27 protein-coding genes and 1 tRNA gene are annotated in these 19,543 nt (G+C 46.2%); 23 read left to right on the forward strand and 5 right to left on the reverse strand.

Translation table 11 applies throughout. From position 1 onward, the window contains the following. The first annotated feature begins 136 nt into the window (after positions 1–136). The 18 genes from C12CBH8_RS06575 (at position 137) to C12CBH8_RS11855 (ending at position 14,041) form a co-directional block, all read left to right on the forward strand. On the forward strand, positions 137–1,003 hold the full coding sequence (locus tag C12CBH8_RS06575) for a phage tail sheath C-terminal domain-containing protein (RefSeq protein ID WP_425503764.1): 867 nt from the start codon (positions 137–139) through the stop codon (positions 1,001–1,003). Between the two features lie 11 nt (positions 1,004–1,014). Further along, a complete protein-coding gene (locus tag C12CBH8_RS06580; RefSeq protein WP_090265996.1) occupies positions 1,015–1,488 on the forward strand; it encodes a phage tail tube protein in 474 nt (157 codons plus the stop codon). 3 nt (positions 1,489–1,491) lie between these two features. Continuing rightward, complete coding sequence (locus C12CBH8_RS06585) at positions 1,492–1,941, forward strand: phage tail assembly chaperone (protein WP_090265997.1); 450 nt, start codon at positions 1,492–1,494, stop codon at positions 1,939–1,941. Between the two features lie 231 nt (positions 1,942–2,172). Beyond that, on the forward strand, positions 2,173–2,823 hold the full coding sequence (locus tag C12CBH8_RS06590; RefSeq protein WP_215532811.1) for a hypothetical protein: 651 nt from the start codon (positions 2,173–2,175) through the stop codon (positions 2,821–2,823). A 126-nt stretch (positions 2,824–2,949) separates the two neighbouring features. Continuing rightward, a complete protein-coding gene (locus C12CBH8_RS06595; RefSeq protein WP_215532812.1) occupies positions 2,950–4,644 on the forward strand; it encodes a tape measure protein in 1,695 nt (564 codons plus the stop codon). Between the two features lie 96 nt (positions 4,645–4,740). Next, on the forward strand, positions 4,741–5,046 hold the full coding sequence (locus C12CBH8_RS06600; protein ID WP_215532813.1) for a hypothetical protein: 306 nt from the start codon (positions 4,741–4,743) through the stop codon (positions 5,044–5,046). A gap of 19 nt (positions 5,047–5,065) precedes the next feature. Next, positions 5,066–5,701, forward strand: coding sequence for a LysM peptidoglycan-binding domain-containing protein (locus C12CBH8_RS06605; protein WP_246441326.1), 636 nt, complete (start codon positions 5,066–5,068; stop codon positions 5,699–5,701). 10 nt (positions 5,702–5,711) lie between these two features. Then, on the forward strand, positions 5,712–6,668 hold the full coding sequence (locus C12CBH8_RS06610; RefSeq protein ID WP_215532814.1) for an XkdQ/YqbQ family protein: 957 nt from the start codon (positions 5,712–5,714) through the stop codon (positions 6,666–6,668). Next, complete coding sequence (locus C12CBH8_RS06615) at positions 6,661–6,915, forward strand: DUF2577 domain-containing protein (RefSeq protein WP_090266011.1); 255 nt, start codon at positions 6,661–6,663, stop codon at positions 6,913–6,915. The genes C12CBH8_RS06610 and C12CBH8_RS06615 overlap by 8 nt, the downstream gene beginning before the upstream one ends. Next, complete coding sequence (locus tag C12CBH8_RS06620) at positions 6,915–7,301, forward strand: DUF2634 domain-containing protein (RefSeq protein ID WP_215532815.1); 387 nt, start codon at positions 6,915–6,917, stop codon at positions 7,299–7,301. The genes C12CBH8_RS06615 and C12CBH8_RS06620 overlap by 1 nt, the downstream gene beginning before the upstream one ends. Further along, entirely contained in the window at positions 7,302–8,357 is a 1,056-nt protein-coding gene (locus tag C12CBH8_RS06625) for a baseplate J/gp47 family protein (protein ID WP_215532816.1), read from the forward strand. Next, positions 8,350–8,883: a putative phage tail protein gene (locus tag C12CBH8_RS06630; RefSeq protein ID WP_215532817.1), complete on the forward strand. Its 534-nt coding sequence runs from the start codon at positions 8,350–8,352 to the stop codon at positions 8,881–8,883. Before C12CBH8_RS06625 ends, C12CBH8_RS06630 begins: the two co-directional genes overlap by 8 nt. Then, on the forward strand, positions 8,880–9,767 hold the full coding sequence (locus C12CBH8_RS06635; RefSeq protein ID WP_215532818.1) for a pyocin knob domain-containing protein: 888 nt from the start codon (positions 8,880–8,882) through the stop codon (positions 9,765–9,767). Before C12CBH8_RS06630 ends, C12CBH8_RS06635 begins: the two co-directional genes overlap by 4 nt. Positions 9,768–9,780: 13 nt before the next feature. After that, entirely contained in the window at positions 9,781–10,377 is a 597-nt protein-coding gene (locus tag C12CBH8_RS06640; RefSeq protein ID WP_215532819.1) for a hypothetical protein, read from the forward strand. A gap of 11 nt (positions 10,378–10,388) precedes the next feature. Beyond that, the gene (locus tag C12CBH8_RS06645; RefSeq protein ID WP_215532820.1) at positions 10,389–11,045 is read left to right on the forward strand and encodes a hypothetical protein; all 657 of its coding nucleotides are present in this window, start codon (positions 10,389–10,391) and stop codon (positions 11,043–11,045) included. 11 nt (positions 11,046–11,056) lie between these two features. Continuing rightward, positions 11,057–12,274 carry a NosD domain-containing protein gene (locus C12CBH8_RS06650; RefSeq protein WP_215532821.1) on the forward strand — a complete coding sequence of 406 codons (1,218 nt, stop codon included), beginning with the start codon at positions 11,057–11,059 and terminating at the stop codon, positions 12,272–12,274. After that, complete coding sequence (locus C12CBH8_RS11850) at positions 12,271–12,951, forward strand: hypothetical protein (protein WP_246441328.1); 681 nt, start codon at positions 12,271–12,273, stop codon at positions 12,949–12,951. The genes C12CBH8_RS06650 and C12CBH8_RS11850 overlap by 4 nt, the downstream gene beginning before the upstream one ends. Positions 12,952–13,015: 64 nt before the next feature. After that, the gene (locus C12CBH8_RS11855) at positions 13,016–14,041 is read left to right on the forward strand and encodes an N-acetylmuramoyl-L-alanine amidase (RefSeq protein ID WP_246441329.1); all 1,026 of its coding nucleotides are present in this window, start codon (positions 13,016–13,018) and stop codon (positions 14,039–14,041) included. A 48-nt stretch (positions 14,042–14,089) separates the two neighbouring features. On the opposite strand, the gene C12CBH8_RS06670 is transcribed toward C12CBH8_RS11855, so the two are convergent. Beyond that, on the reverse strand, positions 14,090–14,293 hold the full coding sequence (locus C12CBH8_RS06670; RefSeq protein WP_343063087.1) for a hypothetical protein: 204 nt from the start codon (positions 14,291–14,293) through the stop codon (positions 14,090–14,092). Positions 14,294–14,782: 489 nt separating this feature from the next. On the opposite strand from C12CBH8_RS06670, the gene C12CBH8_RS06675 reads away from it, so the two are divergent. The 5 genes from C12CBH8_RS06675 (at position 14,783) to C12CBH8_RS06695 (ending at position 16,735) form a co-directional block, all read left to right on the forward strand. Continuing rightward, a complete protein-coding gene (locus C12CBH8_RS06675) occupies positions 14,783–14,929 on the forward strand; it encodes a hypothetical protein (protein ID WP_215532822.1) in 147 nt (48 codons plus the stop codon). A gap of 121 nt (positions 14,930–15,050) precedes the next feature. After that, positions 15,051–15,305, forward strand: coding sequence for a hypothetical protein (locus tag C12CBH8_RS06680; RefSeq protein ID WP_215532823.1), 255 nt, complete (start codon positions 15,051–15,053; stop codon positions 15,303–15,305). Next, positions 15,302–16,054: a BRO family protein gene (locus C12CBH8_RS06685; RefSeq protein ID WP_215532824.1), complete on the forward strand. Its 753-nt coding sequence runs from the start codon at positions 15,302–15,304 to the stop codon at positions 16,052–16,054. The genes C12CBH8_RS06680 and C12CBH8_RS06685 overlap by 4 nt, the downstream gene beginning before the upstream one ends. A 61-nt stretch (positions 16,055–16,115) precedes the next feature. Further along, positions 16,116–16,436, forward strand: a complete 321-nt coding sequence (locus C12CBH8_RS06690) for a hypothetical protein (protein ID WP_215532825.1) — start codon at positions 16,116–16,118, stop codon at positions 16,434–16,436. Further along, positions 16,436–16,735 (forward strand): hypothetical protein, encoded by a 300-nt coding sequence (locus C12CBH8_RS06695; protein WP_215532826.1) that lies wholly within the window; start codon positions 16,436–16,438, stop codon positions 16,733–16,735. The genes C12CBH8_RS06690 and C12CBH8_RS06695 overlap by 1 nt, the downstream gene beginning before the upstream one ends. Positions 16,736–16,793: 58 nt before the next feature. Here C12CBH8_RS06695 and C12CBH8_RS06700 read toward each other — a convergent pair whose 3' ends face one another. The 4 genes from C12CBH8_RS06700 to C12CBH8_RS06715 all read right to left on the reverse strand — a co-directional run bounded on the left by C12CBH8_RS06700 (position 16,794) and on the right by C12CBH8_RS06715 (position 19,541). Next, positions 16,794–17,312 carry a ComEA family DNA-binding protein gene (locus tag C12CBH8_RS06700; protein ID WP_215532827.1) on the reverse strand — a complete coding sequence of 173 codons (519 nt, stop codon included), beginning with the start codon at positions 17,310–17,312 and terminating at the stop codon, positions 16,794–16,796. Between the two features lie 444 nt (positions 17,313–17,756). Then, positions 17,757–17,833 (reverse strand) — tRNA-Pro (locus tag C12CBH8_RS06705). A gap of 110 nt (positions 17,834–17,943) precedes the next feature. Beyond that, positions 17,944–18,516 (reverse strand): VanZ family protein, encoded by a 573-nt coding sequence (locus tag C12CBH8_RS12060; RefSeq protein ID WP_425503766.1) that lies wholly within the window; start codon positions 18,514–18,516, stop codon positions 17,944–17,946. After that, positions 18,441–19,541 (reverse strand): sensor histidine kinase, encoded by a 1,101-nt coding sequence (locus C12CBH8_RS06715; protein WP_215532829.1) that lies wholly within the window; start codon positions 19,539–19,541, stop codon positions 18,441–18,443. The genes C12CBH8_RS12060 and C12CBH8_RS06715 overlap by 76 nt, the downstream gene beginning before the upstream one ends. Positions 19,542–19,543 lie beyond the last annotated feature (2 nt).

Raw genomic sequence — 19,543 nt, forward strand, 5'->3', positions numbered from 1 at the left:
CAAAGCCAAAAACACTTATGCAGAAGCTAAGTTTTCCGGCGTTCGTGGCAATGACATTACTATTATCATCCAGGAAAACGCTGATGACGAAGGCAAATAGGACGTTACGACGGCTATTGATGGAGAACGGCTGGAAATGCAGACAGTATCAAAAGCGGCAGAATTGCAGCCTAATGATTTTGTTACATTTTTGTCTTCTGCTACATTAACGGCAACAGCTGGCACAAAATTAACAGGAGGTACCAACGGCTCTGCCATTACAGGTGAAAATTATCAAACGTTTTTGAATAAATTGGAATCTTACTCTTTCCATACTCTTGGATGCCTATCGAATGATACGGATGTCAAACAACTGTATGTCGCCTATACAAAACGAATGCGCGATGAGCTTGGTGCAAAATTTCAAACCGTGCTCTATCAGCAAGCAGCTGATTATGAGGGCGTAATTAACCTAGACACTGCTGCACAAGAAGATGAAGTCGGGCTAGTCTATTGGGTAACTGGCGCGCAAGCTGGATGCGCAATCAATATCTCTGCCACAAACAAAACTTACGACGGAGAGTATACTCCCGTCGTCCCCTACACACAGTCCCAATTAGAAGCCGGTATCAAATCCGGTGAATTGATGCTCCATAAGGTAGGGGATGAAATCCATGTACTGCAAGACATCAATAGTCTTGTCACTACGACAGAGACCAAAGGCTCTGATTTTTGCGACAATCAGACCATTCGTGTGCTCGATCAGATTGCCAATGATATTGCAACACTATTCAACACACGCTATTTGGGGAAGATCCCTAACGATGCTGATGGACGCATGAGCCTCTGGAATGATATTGTCGCACATCACAAGGCTCTACAGGACATCCGCGCTATTGAGAATTTCAACAGCGAGGACGTTACCGTTGAAGCTGGAGAAACCAAGCGGTCTATTGTAGTATCTGACGCCATTACTATCGTCAATGCTATGGCTCAGTTGTACATGACCGTTGTAGTACAATAAGGAGGTATAGTATGGGTACAACCATGAATGCCAGAGATGCGATATCAGCGTCCATGGCTGAATGTTATGTAACAATTGATGGTCAGCGCAAGCATCTCATCAATATCATTAATTTGGAAGCCAACGTCGAAAAAACAAAATCTGAACTACCCATTTTAGGCCGTACAGGCAAAGGAAATAAATCCACTGGCTGGAAAGGCACTGGATCGGCCACGATGTACTATAACACTTCGCTGTTCCGCGAGATGCTCTATAAATATAAAGAGACGGGTACGGATGTCTATTTTGATATCCAATGTACCAATGAAGACCCAACATCAAGCGTAGGGCGCCAGACTGTCATCCTCAAGGACTGCAACCTGGATGGTGGGATTTTGGCAAAGTTCGACGCTGACGCCGAATATCTAGATGAGGATTTTGATTTCACTTTTGACGATTTTGAAATCCCTGAAAAATTTACCGCGCTTAGTGGAATGGAGGAATAATTAATGGAAGCAAAAGTAATTGCTGGGAATCTTAGTGCGTTTTTAGCCCAGAATGCTCTGCCTGTAGAAAACGTAAAATATGTAGCGTCCAAACGGTTTGTTGACCCTCAAACGGGTGATCCTATGCAATGGGAGCTACGTGCTCTTACTTCGCAAGAGGATGAGATTTTGCGCCGCGCTTGTACAAAAAATGTCCCCTTGCCTGGTAAAAAAGGCCAGTATACACCTCAAATGGACACTAACCTCTATGTGGCGAAAATGGCGGCAGCCTGTACGGTATACCCTGACCTAAATGACGCCTCACTACAGGATAGCTACCATGTTATGGGGGCGGAAGCGCTGCTTAAGACTATGCTCTTGGCGGGTGAGTATGCAGATTATATCCAGCAGGTGCAGGCGATTTGTGGGTTTGATGCATCTTTCGAGGATAAGGTGGACGAAGCAAAAAACTAATCGAGGAAGGCGATTTTGACGCTAACATTGCGTATTATTGCCTTCACAAACTTCATTGGCCGCCACATCAATACTTATCATTGAATCGCAATGAGAGAGCATATGTGGTGGCCGCAATTCAGATCAAAATAGCACAAGACAAAAAAGACGCCCGTAAACTAAAAAAGAAGTAGTATATTACCTCCAAATGTGGTATTATGAGGGTAAATACTATTTGAGGGGTTGAGAGTTATGGGTTGGCTTATTGCGGGGATTATCAGTGGAGTTATAACGGTAGTTGCATTTGCGGTATCTATCACTGCACCAGTTAATATGGCTAATGCATTTGCGGCAGTTGCGCTGTTGATTGCCACTGTTGTGCTGCTGCTAAGATATAGAAAAGCAAAAGGTAAGACCTCAACAACTGTACCAAAGCCAGCACCCAAAAACACACCGAGAAAGCGCGCGGCGGATCTCTGTGCATCTGTTAGTCTATGGGCCAAGCATATGGCAGGGTTGCCTATGCCAGAGAGCGCGCCTTGTTACCTCTATCTATGTATAGACCGCGTAGTGATTGATCGAGATAATACGTCTTATGACCTACCGATTAGCAAGATTACAGATGCAGTTGTTAAGACGGAGACGGAAATCCGCAGCAATTATGTGAGTAGTATCGGCGGTGCTGTCGCAGGTGGGATGTTGTTTGGCCCTCTGGGAGCAATCGTCGGAGGCCGAACAAAAAAGAAAGAGGATCGGACAATCCATTCTTACCTAATCTTTTCTTACGACAAGAGTGGCGAGGTGGACTACATTTCGTTCGACATTACGCACGATCCCAAAAGGGCAAAAAAAATCGTTACTGCATGTAAAGCGCATCAGCCTCCGCGTACAGTACACCTATAAGCCACAGTTTAAGCCGTATCCGATTGGATGCGGCTTTTTTATACCCTGAAAAAAGGGGTGAGACAAATAAGTACAATACAAACAGCGATCCGGGTATTTGATGGTATGACCCCTGGGTTGCGGTCTATGACTAATGCCCTAGATCTAATGCTCAATACATTTGAGGCTACTCAACGGGCCTCTGGACGTGCCATTGATACAGAGGGCATTAGGGCAGCGCGTGAGGAGATCGCCCGTGCATCTGCCACCTGGCAAGAGATTGACGACAATATCCAAGGGGTTAACCGCAGTACTCGTACCACTACAAGCAGTCAAGACCGATATACAGATAGTGTACGGCAATCCGAAAATGCAGCCTCCAATCTCTGGAACAAAATTAAGGGCATCGCTTCTGCTGTGGGGTTATTGGCTATCGGGAAAAAAGGTCTAGATCTATCCGATGAGCTGTCACAAACAAAAGCTCGATTGGATATGATTAACGACGGACAACAATCAACGGCAGAACTACAGCAGATGATATTTGAATCGGCTCAACGTTCCCGTGGTGAATATCAGGCAACTGCTGATGCGGTATCTAAAATGGGCCTTATGGCAAGCGATGCATTCGCCAATAATCAAGAACTTGTGGCATTTGGCGAACAACTCAACAAACAATTCGCGATAGCAGGTACGTCGCAAGAAGGTATAGATGCAGCAATGCTACAGTTGACGCAGGCGATGAGTTCTGGTGTCCTACGTGGCGAAGAGCTTAACAGTGTATTTGAGCAAGCGCCAACTATTATCCAGTCCATAGCCGACTATATGGGCGTACCAATTGGGCAGATCCGTGCATTGGCCTCTGAGGGGCAACTTAGTGCTACAATCGTCAAAAATGCTCTGCTTTCTACGGCAGACGAGACCAATGCCAAATTCAACTCTATGCCCATGACTTTTGGACAAATTTTTACTAAGATTAAAAACCAGGCACTTATGGCGTTCCAACCGATTCTCGAAAAGTTAAGCTCCATTGCCAACTCCGCAGAGTTCCAGACTTTTATCGCAAATATAATAGCAGTTATTTCTATGATTGGCTCTGTTGCGGCATCAGCGTTCGATGCATTGCTTGGCATTGCGGATGCAATAAGCAATAACTGGTCTATGATAGCGCCTATTGTAATGGGTGTCGTTACAGCATTCGGCCTATATAAAGCATCTGTGATGCTATCAGCTATTGCTACGGCAGTATTAACAGGCGCTAAGATGTTGGCAGTGCCGGTATATTCTCTTCTCACCGGAGCAACTATGGCAGAAACAGCGGCGCAGTGGGGACTTAACACGGCTTTATATTCATGCCCGCTAGTATGGATTATAATTCTCATTATTGCGTTAATCGCTATTTTCTATGCTGTTATTGGGGCCATTAACCATTTCGCAGGAACGTCCATTAGTGCTACAGGTGTTATTTGCGGCGCGTTTGCTACTGCCGGTGCTTTTATCGGCAATATCCTTATAGCTGCATACAATCTCGTGATAAATGTAATTGTGATCATACACAATGTGGTTGCTGATCTTGCTAATTTCATAGGCAACGTATTTAACGATCCAATTAACTCGATTTGTCGGTTGTTTTTCGGTTTGGCCGATACTGTGCTTAGTATCTTACAGGCCTTAGCCAGCGCAATCGATACAATTTTTGGTTTCAATTTGGCTGGAACTGTCCAAGGTTGGCGCGATTCTTTAGGTGGTTGGGTAGATGAAACCTTTGGCGAAGGCGATAAAATCATAGAAAAACTTAACGCGGAAGATTACAAGATTGATCGCCTCAACTATGGCGACGCCTAGAATGCCGGTTATAGTTTTGGCGAAAATCTAGAGGATAGCTTTTCTTTTGATAGCTTGTTTAGCGATGCTTCCGCGGGCAAAGATTTTGCCGAAGGATTGACTGACTATGACATATCGCCTTTTGATGAATCTATGTTAGGCAGTACAGACAAGAATACGAAAGCTACTGCCGATAACACTGAAAAAATATCCGATAGTATGTCAGCCAGCGAAGAAGATCTAAAATATCTGAGAGATATCGCAGAACGTGAAACGGTCAATCGATTCACAACTGCTCGTCTTGATCTCAATTTTCAGACCGAAAACCATATTAATTCTGATTTGGATTTGGACGGAGTGTGCGATTACATGGTAGATCGTACTTATCAATCTATGTTGGCTATGGCTGAGGGGGTGCATTAAGACGGCTTATCTATTCTTTTTGGACGGTATACAATTACCTGTGACACCGTCTAGCCTATCCATCAAGATCAAGAATCAAAATAAGACCATCACATTAATCAATGATGGGGAAGTAAATATCCTTAAAACGCCGGGATTGACAGAAGTTAGCTTCGATGTATTGATTCCACAAGTGCAGTACCCCTTCGCAGTTTATCCAAACGGCTGGAAGAACGCCAAATATTATCTAGACGCAATAGAGAAATTAAAGACTGAGAAAAAAACATTTCAGTTTGTTGTGTCTCGGACATCTCCTAGTGGATCTGTATTGTTTGACACTAATCTATCAGTTTCGCTTGAAGACTATACTATTGAAGAAGAGGCAGAAAATGGTATGGATCTTACCTTGTCAGTCAAACTTAAGCAGTATCGATCCTATGGCACAAAAACGGTACAGATCACTATCAAACAGCCTGGAATCGGGACACAATCTACAAGCTCTTCTCGCCCCAGTAAATCATCCCCTACAGTATATACGGTTAAAAAAGGAGACTGTCTATGGAACATCTGCAAAAAATATCTAGGCGACCCCACAAAATGTTGGGAAATTGCTCGGATTAACAACATCAAAAATCCCAATCTAATCTACGTCGGCCAGAAGATCCGGCTGGGTTAGGAGGTGTGCAATGGCGCTAGAACTGTATGTCCAGCATGGATCTCAAGTATATGCACCAACTGTAAAAGATGGGATTGCTTGGGAGACTGAACGTAGTGGATCACCGGGCAAATTGACATTTACTGTTATTCCGGATGACAAGTTGAAAATAGGCGAAGGAGATCCCGTCCGTTTCACGGATGGAGATACTCCTATTTTTTATGGTTTTATTTTCACTTTAAAGCCTAAACAATATGAGATTTCTGTCACCGCCTATGATCAGCTGCGGTATCTCAAGAACAAGGATACCTATGTGTACTCTAATAAGAGGGCGGATCAAGTCGTCAGGATGATTGCCGATGATTTTGGCTTGCAGTGTGGTACATTAGAGAATACGCGATTTGTTATCCCAAATCGTGTCGAGGATAACCAGACTCTATTTGACACTATTGGATCTGCATTAGATATTACATTGGAAAATTGTAAGCAGATGTATGTGCTCTACGACGATTTTGGGAAAATTGCACTTAAAAACGCGGAAACCATGCAAGTGCCTATCCTCATTGATCCGGAAACCGCTCAAAGCTATGATTATTCCACAAGCATAGACAGCGAAACTTACAACAAAATCAAATTGTGCTACGAAAACGAAGAGGCGGGTACCCGTGACATCTATATCGCACAAGATGGATCACACATCAATGAATGGGGCGTTCTACAGTATTTTGACACTATTGATGAAAATGTTAACGGCAGTGCTAAAGCCGATGCCTTGCTTAGCCTATATAACCAAAAGACACGAAACCTAAGTGTATCTGGAGCATTTGGCGATAATAGAGTACGGGCAGGATGCTGTGTTGCTGTTAAATTAGACCTGTATGATACCAGCCTGCAAAACTGGATGTTGGTCGAAAAATGCAAGCATGAATACAACGACAATCAGCACACTATGGACTTAACACTAAGGGGGAACGGATTTGATGCCTAATATGGTCGATCTGATGAAAACAGCAGCCATGGAAGCGATGGAGCAATCAAAACCAGTTTCCATCCATTTCGGAACAGTGCTAAATGCATCTCCGTTACAGGTTAATGTAGAGCAACGGCTGACGTTAGATGAACCGTTTCTGGTGCTGACAGAGACATCAAAACAGTTGTCGACAGGTGACAAAATAATCCTGCTACGGATGCAAGGTGGGCAACGGTATATTGTGTTAGACAAGGAGGCGACTTGATGCTTCCCAATATCCAGACGGCACTAAATGCTACACTAACAACCGAAACCAATGCCTCTAAAACCTACTCTTTGGAAGATGGAAGTCTAATTGACGATTTGGACGCAATTAGACAAGCGGTATTCCTGGCTCTTAGTGTACCTCGTTACCAATACTTGATCTATTCGTGGGATTACGGATCTGAGCTAGATACGCTAATTGGCCAACCATATGAATATGCACTGTCCGAGATAAAGAGGTATATTACAGAAGCATTAACACAAGACGAAAGAGTACAAAGTGTTGACGACTTTGGTTTTACACGTAAGGGTAGCCAAATATTGTGTGTATTTGTAGTTACTACTGATTTTGGCACATTTTCAGCTGAAACGGAGGTGGAAATCTGAGTGTACGAGAATATCACATATGATCAGATCATGAGCCGTATGCTTGATCGTGTCCCCGACACGTTGGATAAGCGGGAAGGCAGTGTTATATACACAGCCTTAGCACCTGCAGCGGTAGAACTGCAAAACATGTATATCGAACTAGATGTCATCCTGAACGAATCCTATGCAGATACAGCATCACGAGATGCGCTGATAAAGATGGCGGCTGTCCGTGGGATATCCCCGAAATCGGCCTCGGCAGCTATCCTAAAGGGGGAATTCAATATAGATATCCCAGATGGGTCTCGTTTTAGCCTAGAGTCTTATAATTATCAGGCTATCAGCAAAATGGGAGAGCATATCTACAGAATGCAATGTGAAACTCCAGGTACTGCTCCAAATGGCAAATTAGGAGACCTTATCCCGATTGACTACATAGACGGGTTGACTTATGCAAAATTGACTGAACTGCTCATCCCCGGAGAAGATGAAGAAGACACGGAGAGCTTTCGCGCGCGTTATCTAGAGAGCTATAACTCGGCTGCTTTTGGCGGTAATATTGCAGATTACAAGGAGAATGTCTTATCACTCCCCGGTGTAGGCGGTGTAAAAGTATACCCTACATGGAATGGGGGCGGAACCGTAAAACTTGTTATTCTGGATGCAGAGTATAAAGCCGCATCCGGCGAGTTGGTATCATCTGTACAGACCGCCATCGATCCTACGCAAAACAGTGGACAAGGGTTGGGTCTAGCTCCTATCGGACATACTGTCACCGTACAAGCGGCAAAGACTACAACTATTAATATCTCTACATCTATCGTGTACGAAAAAGGATGGGATTGGGAAGATGTGGAAACCTATGTCCAGCAGGCAGTCGATGAGTATTGTACTGACCTTGCCTCACAGTGGGATGCCTCTGATCAGTTAGTAGTACGTATTAGTCAAATTGAAACGCGCTTGTTGTCTCTATCCGGGATAGTGGACATCTCTGATACTACCATCAATGGGCAACCCAAAAATCTTATACTTGAGGCTGATAACATTCCAATAAGGGGGACTGTTAATGGATAGACTGTTGCTCGATTATATTCCGCCGGTATTTCAAGGGTTGCTGGAGCCGATTGCCACGACAGAGCAACCGGAGATAGATGCTCTATGGGACGCCTGCCTATCTGCACTAGATGACCAATACATTATCTCTGCCACCAGCTATGGTATTACACGTTGGGAATCCATTTTAGGCATTACCCCAAAAGGAAGCGATACATTGGAAGTGCGTCGATTCCGTATACAGACTAGGCTCAACGAGGATTTGCCATATACCTGGAATAGATTATCGCAATCATTATCAGCACTATGTGGAGACGGCCAATATCATATGGCCATGACCGGCCCATATGAGTTGTCTGTTCGATTAGCATTAACATCAAAAAAGAATCTGGATGACGCAATAGAAATGGTTAAGCGTATGGCTCCTGCAAATCTGGTGTTGGTGGTTGATCTCTTATATAATCAGCATCAACAGATTGCAGCTTATACTCACCAACAGCTATCAGCATACACACACACCCAAATTCGCAGTGAGGTGATGTCATGAATAATACTACATATCTTAAGCTAAAAAAGCCAGATCCTAGTGATTTCTACAATATTGCAGACCACAATGATAACGCTGATCTTATTGATGCCGAATTAAAACGGATAGATGACCTTCGCGGCTCCGCAAATGGGATTGCGACATTGGACGGTAACAAAAAATTGGTACAAAAACCTACTCCAGCTGATATTGGAGCTGTACCTGACAGCCGAACAATCAACAAAAAGCCGTTATCGTCTAACATCACACTAACAGCGGAGGATGTAGCCGCGTTATCGGATGTGGATGGACAGGAAATCAAAACTGATCTAGAAACCCTAACACAGCAATCCTTATCGGTTAAGACGAATCTCACGACTGAGGATTTGGATACCGTTCAAACAACCGGCATCTACATCCAGAACTATACTTCCAACGCTACCACCGACCGGCACTATCCTGTGAAAGCCTCCGGATGTCTCATGTGTGTCTCTGCGGAAAGCAAGGCATACCAGTACTACGTCTGTCAGAACGAGGGCTGCATCTGGATGCGGCGCTACAACTCCAAGTCTTGGAGCGACTGGGAGCAAATCTATCCATCGGTGACCAGCGGCAGCAACGATCGGGGAACTTGGATTAAATATCCGGACGGTACTATGATCTGCTCTATCCGCAGAACAGATACTGTCGTAGAAACCGGAGGCATCGTTGTATTTTTCCCCGAACCATTTATTGATAATCGATATACAATTAGCGCAAATGTTATAAGACCATATGAGTATGTGGCCTGCGCAGACGCCAACTACACCGTCAGCACTAACGTATGGATCTATGACCTCAAGGGGGGATCGACTGTTGGTGAAAGTGTAGAATACAGTCTTATTGCCATAGGGCGGTGGAAATGATGGAGGCGATAGGATGATTACCTGCAACATATCACCGGGCCGCACTGTGACTGTCCATGCACCGTCCTCCCCTGTAGAGGGAGAGCACAATGCCAATATCATAGCCGTCACGATACCGTCACGTGTTGGGGATGCCGATCTTGATGGCTGCACTATGTATGCCTGCACCCGCAATGATCGCGGTGACGTGGATAAGATCCCGTTGGAGATGATCCCTTCCGACGATGGATATACGGCTACTTGGATCGTTACCCGCAATACTACAGCTCTACATGGTGTGATAACCTTGTATTACACATGGGAGCGTGGCACAGACCTTGTCGCCAAAACTTACCCCGAAATCCTACACATCCGAAGTGCCCCCGATGTGGACGGTGAAATCGCCCAGCAGTATCCCACCATCTTGCAAGACTACGGCGCACGAATTAAGAACTTGGAAGAGAATGGCCCCGGCCCTGGGTATAAGATCGGTGATGGGCTTATCCTACAGGGCGGTGTGCTCTCCGTAGATACCATCAATGAGGTCGAGGAGGATAATACCAAGCCCGTCACATCAGGGGCAGTATACATGCAATTGGGCAACGTCGAGGCGTTGCTTGCTAATATCTAGGAGGTATGTCAATGAGTATCCAGACTGAGATTACGCGTCTGCAGGGCCTGCGAAACGATCTGAGAACCAAGCTGGTAGCTATGGGACTAGCCCAATCCAGCGCCGACTTGGATGCTTGCGTAGAGGCGGTGGAAGGTGTACAGGATAACGGCGCAGTATCAGGCAATATCACAGCTGTAGCCGAGGGATATACCGTCCCTGCCGGATACCACAACGGCAAGGGCAAGGTACAGATCGCCACAGCAGAGCAAGCCAAGATCATTGCAGGCAATATCAAGAGTGGTGTAACCATCCTCGGCGTAGCTGGATCATATGCCGGTGAGGGCGTCGACCTTCAGACCAAGACCGTTACCCCTACTAAGTCGGAGCAGTCCATCACCGCCGACGAAGGCTATGACGGCTTGTCACAGGTCACCGTTGAGGCTATCCCCTCCAATTATGCGGATGTTGCTGGAGTAACGGCCACGGCGGCCGACGTATTGGCCAACAAGACCATTGTTACATCAGACGGTCAGACGGCTGCCGGCACTATGGTCAACAACGGCGCGGTCAACGCCACTATCGACGGCCTAACTGCTACAAGCTATACCGTACCAGCTGGTTATCACAGCGGCACCGGTACCGTATCACTCACTAATGATATCGAAACAGCTCTAGCGGCCATCTAAGGGGGCGTGTTATGAGCATACAAGACCAATTAATTCGTCTGCAATCGGCCAAGGCCAGCCTTGCAGCTGCAATCTCTGGCAAGGGTGTAACCGTACCAGAGACCGCCAAGCTGGACGCATATGGCGGACTTGTGGATCAGATCAGCACTAGTGGGGGCGGATCGGGCGTGCGCACCTGCCGTCTGGTTATCGGCACCTCTGCCGCCGGTTGGACGCAGTCTGACTGTGATGTGTTATGTACCGGCCAGGGGGACGATGATGCCATCAACAACGCCATCCAACAGGTTGGCAGCATGGGTGGCGGGGAGATCGTGCTATTATCCGGCACATATATCGTCAGCACACCAATTATGGTGCAATCCCCCAATATCTCGCTCCGAGGTAATGGCTCCAGCACTGTGATACAGCGCGGGTACAGCGGCAGTGCGGTTGGTGTCGTCAATATTACAGGCGATAACTGCGGGATTGCTGCGTGCGTCATTGACAGCAACTTAACAGATACAGCCGGTTATGATATAGAGCTGTATATAGGTAGCCAAAACTGTACTGTTAAATATTGTAATGTGATAAACGTAAAGGGAGACGCAACACCGGTACTCATTGAGGGAGATAGCGCTATTATCGCGTACAATAATACACATGCAGAAAAGGGGATCTACGCTAAGGGAGATGCTCCTATGATTATCGGTAATAGGTGTATGGCAAGCAGTCTTAACGCCATCGATCTCAGTAACGAAAGTACCGGTGGAATCATAATGGGTAACAATTGCGACGGATCATCCAACGGGATATCCGCCAGTAGCTGTCATAACATTATTGCATATGGGAACCAATGCAATGGCTGTATTACTAGTGGGATAGTTTTTGCGGGAGTAGATAATAGTATTATCGCACACAACATCTGTGATCAATCTGAAGTTAGCATTGTGCTGGAAAACAGCGATGACATCTCAGTACTAGGTAACCGATGCAAGGACTTTGGTGTAGCTGGCATTGTAATAGCAGGCGACAATTGCCATGTATCCAACAATGTATGTCTTCGAGGCAATGGTAACCCAAGCGATTATTCCGCTGATCAACATACCATATGGTTTATGGAAGGCTATAAAACTGTAATTATTAATAACTCTATCCTTGGCAAAGATGTAACAAACAACGCCGAGGTCTCTGCCAATACTGTTGTGAACAATTACACATTTACACAGAGTTCCGGAGGTGGAACTATATGATCCGAACACAAGGACGGACGGTACAATTGTGCCGGTATAAGGTAACCTATGGGCCGGACGGGGATAGCAAGGAAATCGGATGCCCCACCCAAGAAGAGGCTGGCAGATTAGCTGAGTTGTTTGGCGGCACGGTCTCCCCTATCGATCCGGACGGGGACGCCTGGATGGACGGCATCACCTTGCCGGCCGATACTACCAATCCCATGGCCGCGGCTCTGGCGATCAAGGATGCTGGGGAAGCGGCCTACCTGTCATCCATCTACATACCCTCTCCTGTGGACTCGGTGGCGGCCCTGGGCAGAGCCCTGGTTACCACACTGGAGCTGGAAGATGGGGCCAAGGTTGCCGTGTCGGGGCTGTATGAGGACTGGAGCCTTGGCAAGTATGCTGTAGGCGACATCCGCAACCAGGGCGGGCAGACGTGGGAATGCTATCAGGCTCACGACAACGCCACACATCCAGACATTGTGCCGGGCAATCCTGCCTGGTATACCTTCTGGCGGCCCCTCCACGGGGCATGCTCACAGACGGCGAGACCCTATGTAGCTCCCACCGGTGCCCACGATATCTACCACGCCGGGGAGTACATGATCTACACCGACGGCAAGACATATCGTTGTAAGCAGGACTCGGCCTATTCGCCGGATGATCAGCCAAGCGCGTGGGAGATAATTTAAAGGGGTCGAATTCGACCAGTTTAAAATATGCCTCAAAGTCGAGACAATTATAGGAGGAAAATATATGAATATCGTAAAAATGGAAATGCCCCAAAATATGTACAGCACCAAATGCCCCCATACCATGACCCCTACCAGGATCGTGGTACATAACACCGCCAACGACGCAAGCGCACGCAACGAGATCAAGTACATGCAGGGCAACAACAAGCAAGTATCCTTCCACATCGCCGTGGATGATGTTGAGGCCGTGCAGGGTATCCCCCTTGACCGCAATGCCTGGCATGCTGGTGATGGAGCCAACGGCACCGGCAACCGGCAGGGTATCGCTGTGGAAATCTGCTACAGCAAGTCCGGCGGTTCCCGATTCGAGGCCGCCGAGCGCAACGCCGCTGAACTCATTGCCCAGATGCTCAAGGAGCGTGGCTGGGGCATCGATAAGGTGACCAAGCACCAGGACTACAGCGGTAAGTATTGTCCTCATCGCACCCTGGACATGGGCTGGCAGAGATTCCTCGACATGGTACAGGGACATATGTCCGGCAATTCTAGCGGCTCTGGCAATACCTACACCGTCCAGTATGGCGACACTCTCTCCGGCATCGCCAAATCCCTGCTGGGGGACGCATCCCGCTACAAGGAGATTGCCGCCCTCAACGGCATTGATAACCCCAATGTCATCAAGGTAGGACAGGTGTTGCAGATCTCCGGTGGATATTCCGATGATTCTGCTCCGGCTGCTCCATCCAAGAGCGTGGATGAAATCGCACAGGAAGTCATCGCTGGCAAATGGGGCAACGGTTCCGAACGTAAGGAGCGTCTTACCGCAGCCGGTTACGACTATGCCGCTGTCCAGGCCAAAGTTAATGAGTTGATGGGCGGATCGTCCAGTGGTACTGCATCCAGCGCCATTGCTGTGGGCGATACCGTCCGCATCACCTGCAACACCTATTCTACCGGCCAGTCTGTCCCCTCCTGGGTCAAGAATACCACCCACAAGGTCAGCCAGATCAAGGGCGATAAGGCACTCCTGGGATACCCCGACGGCATCGCCTCCTGGGTTCCTCTCTCCGGCATTGTGAGGGCGTGAACATAAAGACAAAGGGTGCCCCGCTCTGAGGACACCCTTCTCTTTTGCCTATTCGTTTTTGACCTTATCCCGCTCTATGGTTTCATCGATAGCGCGGTTGATGAAGGCATTGACACTTTCACTTTGCTCTTCCGCATGAATTTGTATTTCAGATTTCTTGCCTTTAGGCATGGTTAAGTTTACTCGATCATACATCTTTGCGTTATATTTGTTTTTTGCTCTCGTGCTTGGCTTTCCTCGCTGTTCTTCCACGTGTATACCCCTTTCTCATTCTCTTTTCTGTCTCTATTATATCTTATACGCCATAGTTGCGCAAGTATAAAAAATACCCATAAATACTTGCGCAAGATTGTCTGTTATGTCAATTGAAATATACTTGCGCAAGTATTATAATAAAGACAGTCAAGGGAGAGAGGCCACGATGAAGGGAGGTGGCCACATGAAATTCAAAGACTGGCAGAAACTCACAAGAGATCAGCAAAAAGCCTACTTTGAAGCCTACAAAAAGAAAGTGGCTACCTGCTCCAACAAGTAACCACTAAATAAGGCGAGAGGAAAGAGTAAAAACCCTCTCCCTTGGCTCCTATTTTATCACGAAAAGGAGTCGATTACAATGACCAGAATTGAAGATAGACTTTTTTAATTTTGCCTCTTGACTTGTAACGCGTTATAACTTATAATATTTGTAACGCGTTACTAAAGGAGGTGAAAACCATAGCGCTGAAGAGTAGGGCCGACTATATGAGAACACGCCGCGAAGGAAAGAAAACTTTTAGCGCTTTGATAGATCGCGAAAAAGCGGAAGCTATTGAAGCCAAGCTAAAAGAGGAAAACAAAAGCAAAACGGCGTGGCTTGAAGAAAAGATCGACCAAGAACTAAAAAAATAACGATTCCGCCCTCCCGACCAAAGTTGAGCGAAACCGTTATTGACGAGGTATTGCTACCTGTGAAATCTATTATATCACAGGTAGTGTACCCTCTTCAACCATTTTGAAGGAGGTATTTTTTATGACCAGAATTGAAGAATTGTACGCCGAATACACAGAACAGGACGAATACATCTACAGTAACGAGACTGTGCGTATTAAGAAAAATCGAGCGGGTATAAATGTTTCCTTGATAAATTTGAAAAAGACCATTAACCCCAAAGAAGTTGATGACCTTGACGAAAGAATCATGAACCTAGCCATTGCCCACGAGCAGAATGGCTTTGTTATGGGTTTTCGTTATGCTATGAAACTTGCTAAGGAGGCTTTTGCATGAAAGAATTACAGGTTTTCAAATACAAGTCTAACGATGTCCGTACTGTCGAGATTGATGGTAATCCCTGGTGGGTGCTTTCTGATGTATGTAAGGTGCTTGACATTACCAATCATAAAAATGTTGCTGCTCGATTGGACGAGGAAGAAAAGGGGGTCCATCAAATGGACACCCTTGGCGGCCTCCAAGAAATGACCATCATCAACGAATCTGGACTATACAATGTTATTCTTCGCTCTGACAAGCCGGAAGCCAAACCTTTTAAAAAGTGGGTAACAAGTGAAGTTCTCCCCTCCATCCGCAAGCATGGTGCCTATATGACCCCGGAAACCTTAGAGGCGGCCATCCTCAACCCCGATACTATGATTAAGTTGTGTACCGCCCTCAAGGAGGAACAAGACAAGCGCAAGGCCCTGGAAATTGCCAACTCCGCCTTGACGGTGGATAACGCCATCATGAAGCCCAAGGCCGACTACTTTGATGATTTGGTAGACCGCAATCTCAATACAGGCATCCGGGAAACAGCTAAGGAACTAGGGGTGAAAGAGAAAGCCTTTGTGTCCTCTCTCATCGCTATGAAATACCTTTACCGAGATAAAAAAGGCAAACTCCAACCCTACGCCCAATACGCTGACGACCTGTTTGTTTTGAAGGAATGTTACAACGAGAAAACACAATGGTCAGGGACACAGCTTTTAATCACACCAAAAGGCCGGGAAACCTTCCGGCTGCTGTGCCTGCATTCTGCATAATACCGTCCATAGCGCGTCTCTTCGGAGGCGCGCTTTTCTATGTCCAATTCAGGAGGAATTTATGACCATCGATCTGCAATGGCTGGCGGCCATTATCACCGCCATTACCGCTATCGCCACCCCTGTGGTGGTATGCGTCAAGAGCGTCAACAAGCTGGTGGAGCGCATCGAAAATCTGGAATCCTGGAACAAACGTCAGCAGCGTGACCTTGACCGCACCGCCCAGGAGAACGAAATCATCATTACAGGTGTACTGGCGAGCCTCAAGGGACTGCGGGAGATGGGCTGTAATGGCCCCGTCACCCAAGGGATTGAGGACATCGAGGGATTTTTGGCCGACGCCGCACACCGCAACACAAGTTATCAGAGGAGTGATACATAATGGAGACAATCGCATTGTTAATCGCTGTAGCCGTCCTGGTGGAAGGACTGGTGGAATACGTAAAGACCATCGTGAAGGTGTTTACCGAGGGGGATGTGAAGACCGGCATCACCCAATTATGCGCTATTGGGATCGGGATCTTACTGGCACTTATCACAGGTGCCAACATCTTTACGGCCCTGTCCATTAATGTAGCCTATTCTTGGGTGGGATGTGTCCTAACCGGCATCCTTATCAGCCGCGGCAGCAACTATCTCTCTGATCTCCTGCACAAGCTCAATTTGACCAAGACTCAGTAACACATAGCAAGGCCCGCCTCCGATCATTTGACCGGGGCGGGCCTTTTTTGTATGAGATTCAGACACAGATATCATCTTTAATACGATTAAAGATTCGCTCGTCAATACCGTAAACATTCATTAGATCCTCGATCTTTTCAAACGGTCCTTCCGCTTCCCTGTAGGCGATGATCTTCTTAGCTAGGCTGATGTTGATGCCCGTTAAAGTCATCAGCTCGTCCCGTGTAGCGGTATTGATGTTGACCGGCGCCGGGGCGGGTGGCTCTGACGGCTCAACTGGTGCAGCCGACGATACCGGTGGAGGAGCGGCAGATGATGGGGCCTTGCTTGGCGTGGGCGCTGTGCTCGACGGTGCCTTAGATGGAGTGACCGTTGTCTTGCTGGTTGTATTGACCGCGCCGCCTGACGGCTTAGTCGTCGGCGCAGGGGTACTCGCCTGGTGAGAATCTATAATGTTGTCGATATTAGCATCACTGTTGTGATCTATATTGGCATCTACATCCGACTCATCCTTGCCCTCCTCGCTGGACATTATCTCAGAGGACATCATGGAGCTATCGGCTATGCTACTGTCCACGGTACTGCTCTGGCTACTGGTTACTCTTGAGCTACCTAGCATCGTATAATCATCAGGATCTGATCCCATAGATATGTAGTATACCGCGGCTATTATCATCCCTAACAGTAACGCGACCCCGACGCCCAGCAAGATCAGATTACGTGGCCGTTTCATTTTTGCTACGATAGCTTTAATTTTGTTCTCTTGATTTTCCTTGACTGCCTCTTTTTGTTTTTCCGTGTTATTTGGCATCATAATCACCTCAGCGGGTGATTATATCATCTATGTGCGCGCTGTAGACGTGGTAATTTCTCACGGGAAAAATTGGCAAAAATATACGTAGCAACCCCGTAGCAACACGCCGAAAAAAGCGACGCAAAACCGCAAATTATTTTTTTGTGCTTAGGCAAAACAAAAACCGCAAGAATGCCCCTTTCACTAGGCTTCTTGCGGTTTTCTGGATGGTCCGAGTGACAGGAGTCGAACCTGCGGCCTCTTGAACCCCATTCAAGCGCGCTACCAATCTGCGCTACACCCGGATATGCTTTCTTCAAAAGCAACGTATATTATTATAACGGATCATCTTTAGAATGTCAAGAGAAAATTGAATTTTATTGTCATTTTTTTGCACAGTAATTTATTTTGTTCATTATAGACATCTACGATGTTGTTTCCATCTATTGTATATTAAGATTCCTAAGTAACATAGAACCATCCCACATACTGCTCCACTAAAATCCAGTAAGACATCACTCACCTGGCTTGACCTTCCGCTTATAAAGCTCTGAATGAACTCATCGCATACGGGTACTAATAGTCCAAGAAAAAGACTAACGGAAAAATATCGTATAATATCTGCAGTAAAACTACGTACTGTTCCAGTTAAGAAAATCCCTAAAATGAAATACTCAATAAAGTGTGCCATCTTTCGCACAAAATGATGCGTAATCCCTATGGAAGAAAGTCCTATATTATCTAATATAGTTTGTATAAGACCTAATACTTTACCGCTCTCATGATTGGATTGTTGTGCTGGAGAAAGAGATCTCGAAAAAATAAAAATAATACACAACACGGTCCCTATGAAAAATACAATTCGCCATATCCAAAGCACCCTTGTTGTATTACAGTTATTTTTTTGATTCATCATGTGTTTTTCTCCTGAGAATCTGTAGGAACTCTTTCCCATCCATTGGGCAAGATAACGCAGAAAGTTGTCCATAAATCCTTACTTTGAGCAGTAATAGTACCCCCATGCTGTTCCACAATCCTTTTTGCAATGGCCAATCCCAATCCAGCTCCTCCATTTTCGCTGGATCTTGATTCGTCCAAACGATAAAACTTTTCAAAGATGCGATCCAGTTTGTCAGCTGGGATTGTCGTTCCATAATTGCTAAATTGGATATAAGTATATTTTGCATCTTGCCCCATCGACACAACAATATCGGATGTTGGTTCACTATAATGTACCGCATTTCGCAACAGATTGTCAAATACCCGCGCCAGTTGATCCGGATCAGCTACCACTGGATTCACTTCTGGAATATCCAATTTACAACCCAAATGATGTTCTCGAAGCAAAGGATAAAACTCCTCCATAAGCTGACGGACCATCCGATTCAAATTGACTTTGCGAGTGGTTAGCTCAATGTGCTGGGCGTTGAACCGCGTGACGTCAAATAGTTCATTGACAAGCCCTTCCAAACGATACGCCTTCTCTTTGACCACTTTTACATATTTTTTCCTTTGATCAGCCGGCATATCTTTTTGTTCCTCTAGAAGGCTTAGATAGCCGATAATAGAAGTTAATGGGGTTTTAATATCGTGAGCTAAATAAACTACCAAATCGTCTTTACGCCGTTCGCTCTCCTTGGCCTCAAACTGACGTTGCCGCAGAGTATTTTTGATCGTATTAAGCTTTGTCTCCATCGGACGCAGTTCACTGGGCAGTACGATAGGATCGGGGTTTTCGACAAATACATGATCTACTGCTCCGGAAATCTGTTCGATATACTTTGTAAACCGTGCTACTACAATCACTAAGCTCACCAGCAAAACAATCAAAAAAATGCCGGTCAAAATGGTTCCCTTGTGGCTCAGTGCAAAATAATAGAGATTGGGATCGATACCAACGAGAAAGTTGGCAAAAGAATCCTCGAAAATACCATCTATCAGCAACGGCACTGCCAGAAGAAACGACAGGCTTACAATCAGTATCACAATGCCCATCCGTCCCAGCAGCTTCATCC

Origin of the sequence: Solibaculum mannosilyticum (genome assembly GCF_015140235.1) — a bacterium.
Lineage (GTDB): Bacteria > Bacillota > Clostridia > Oscillospirales > Acutalibacteraceae > Solibaculum > Solibaculum mannosilyticum.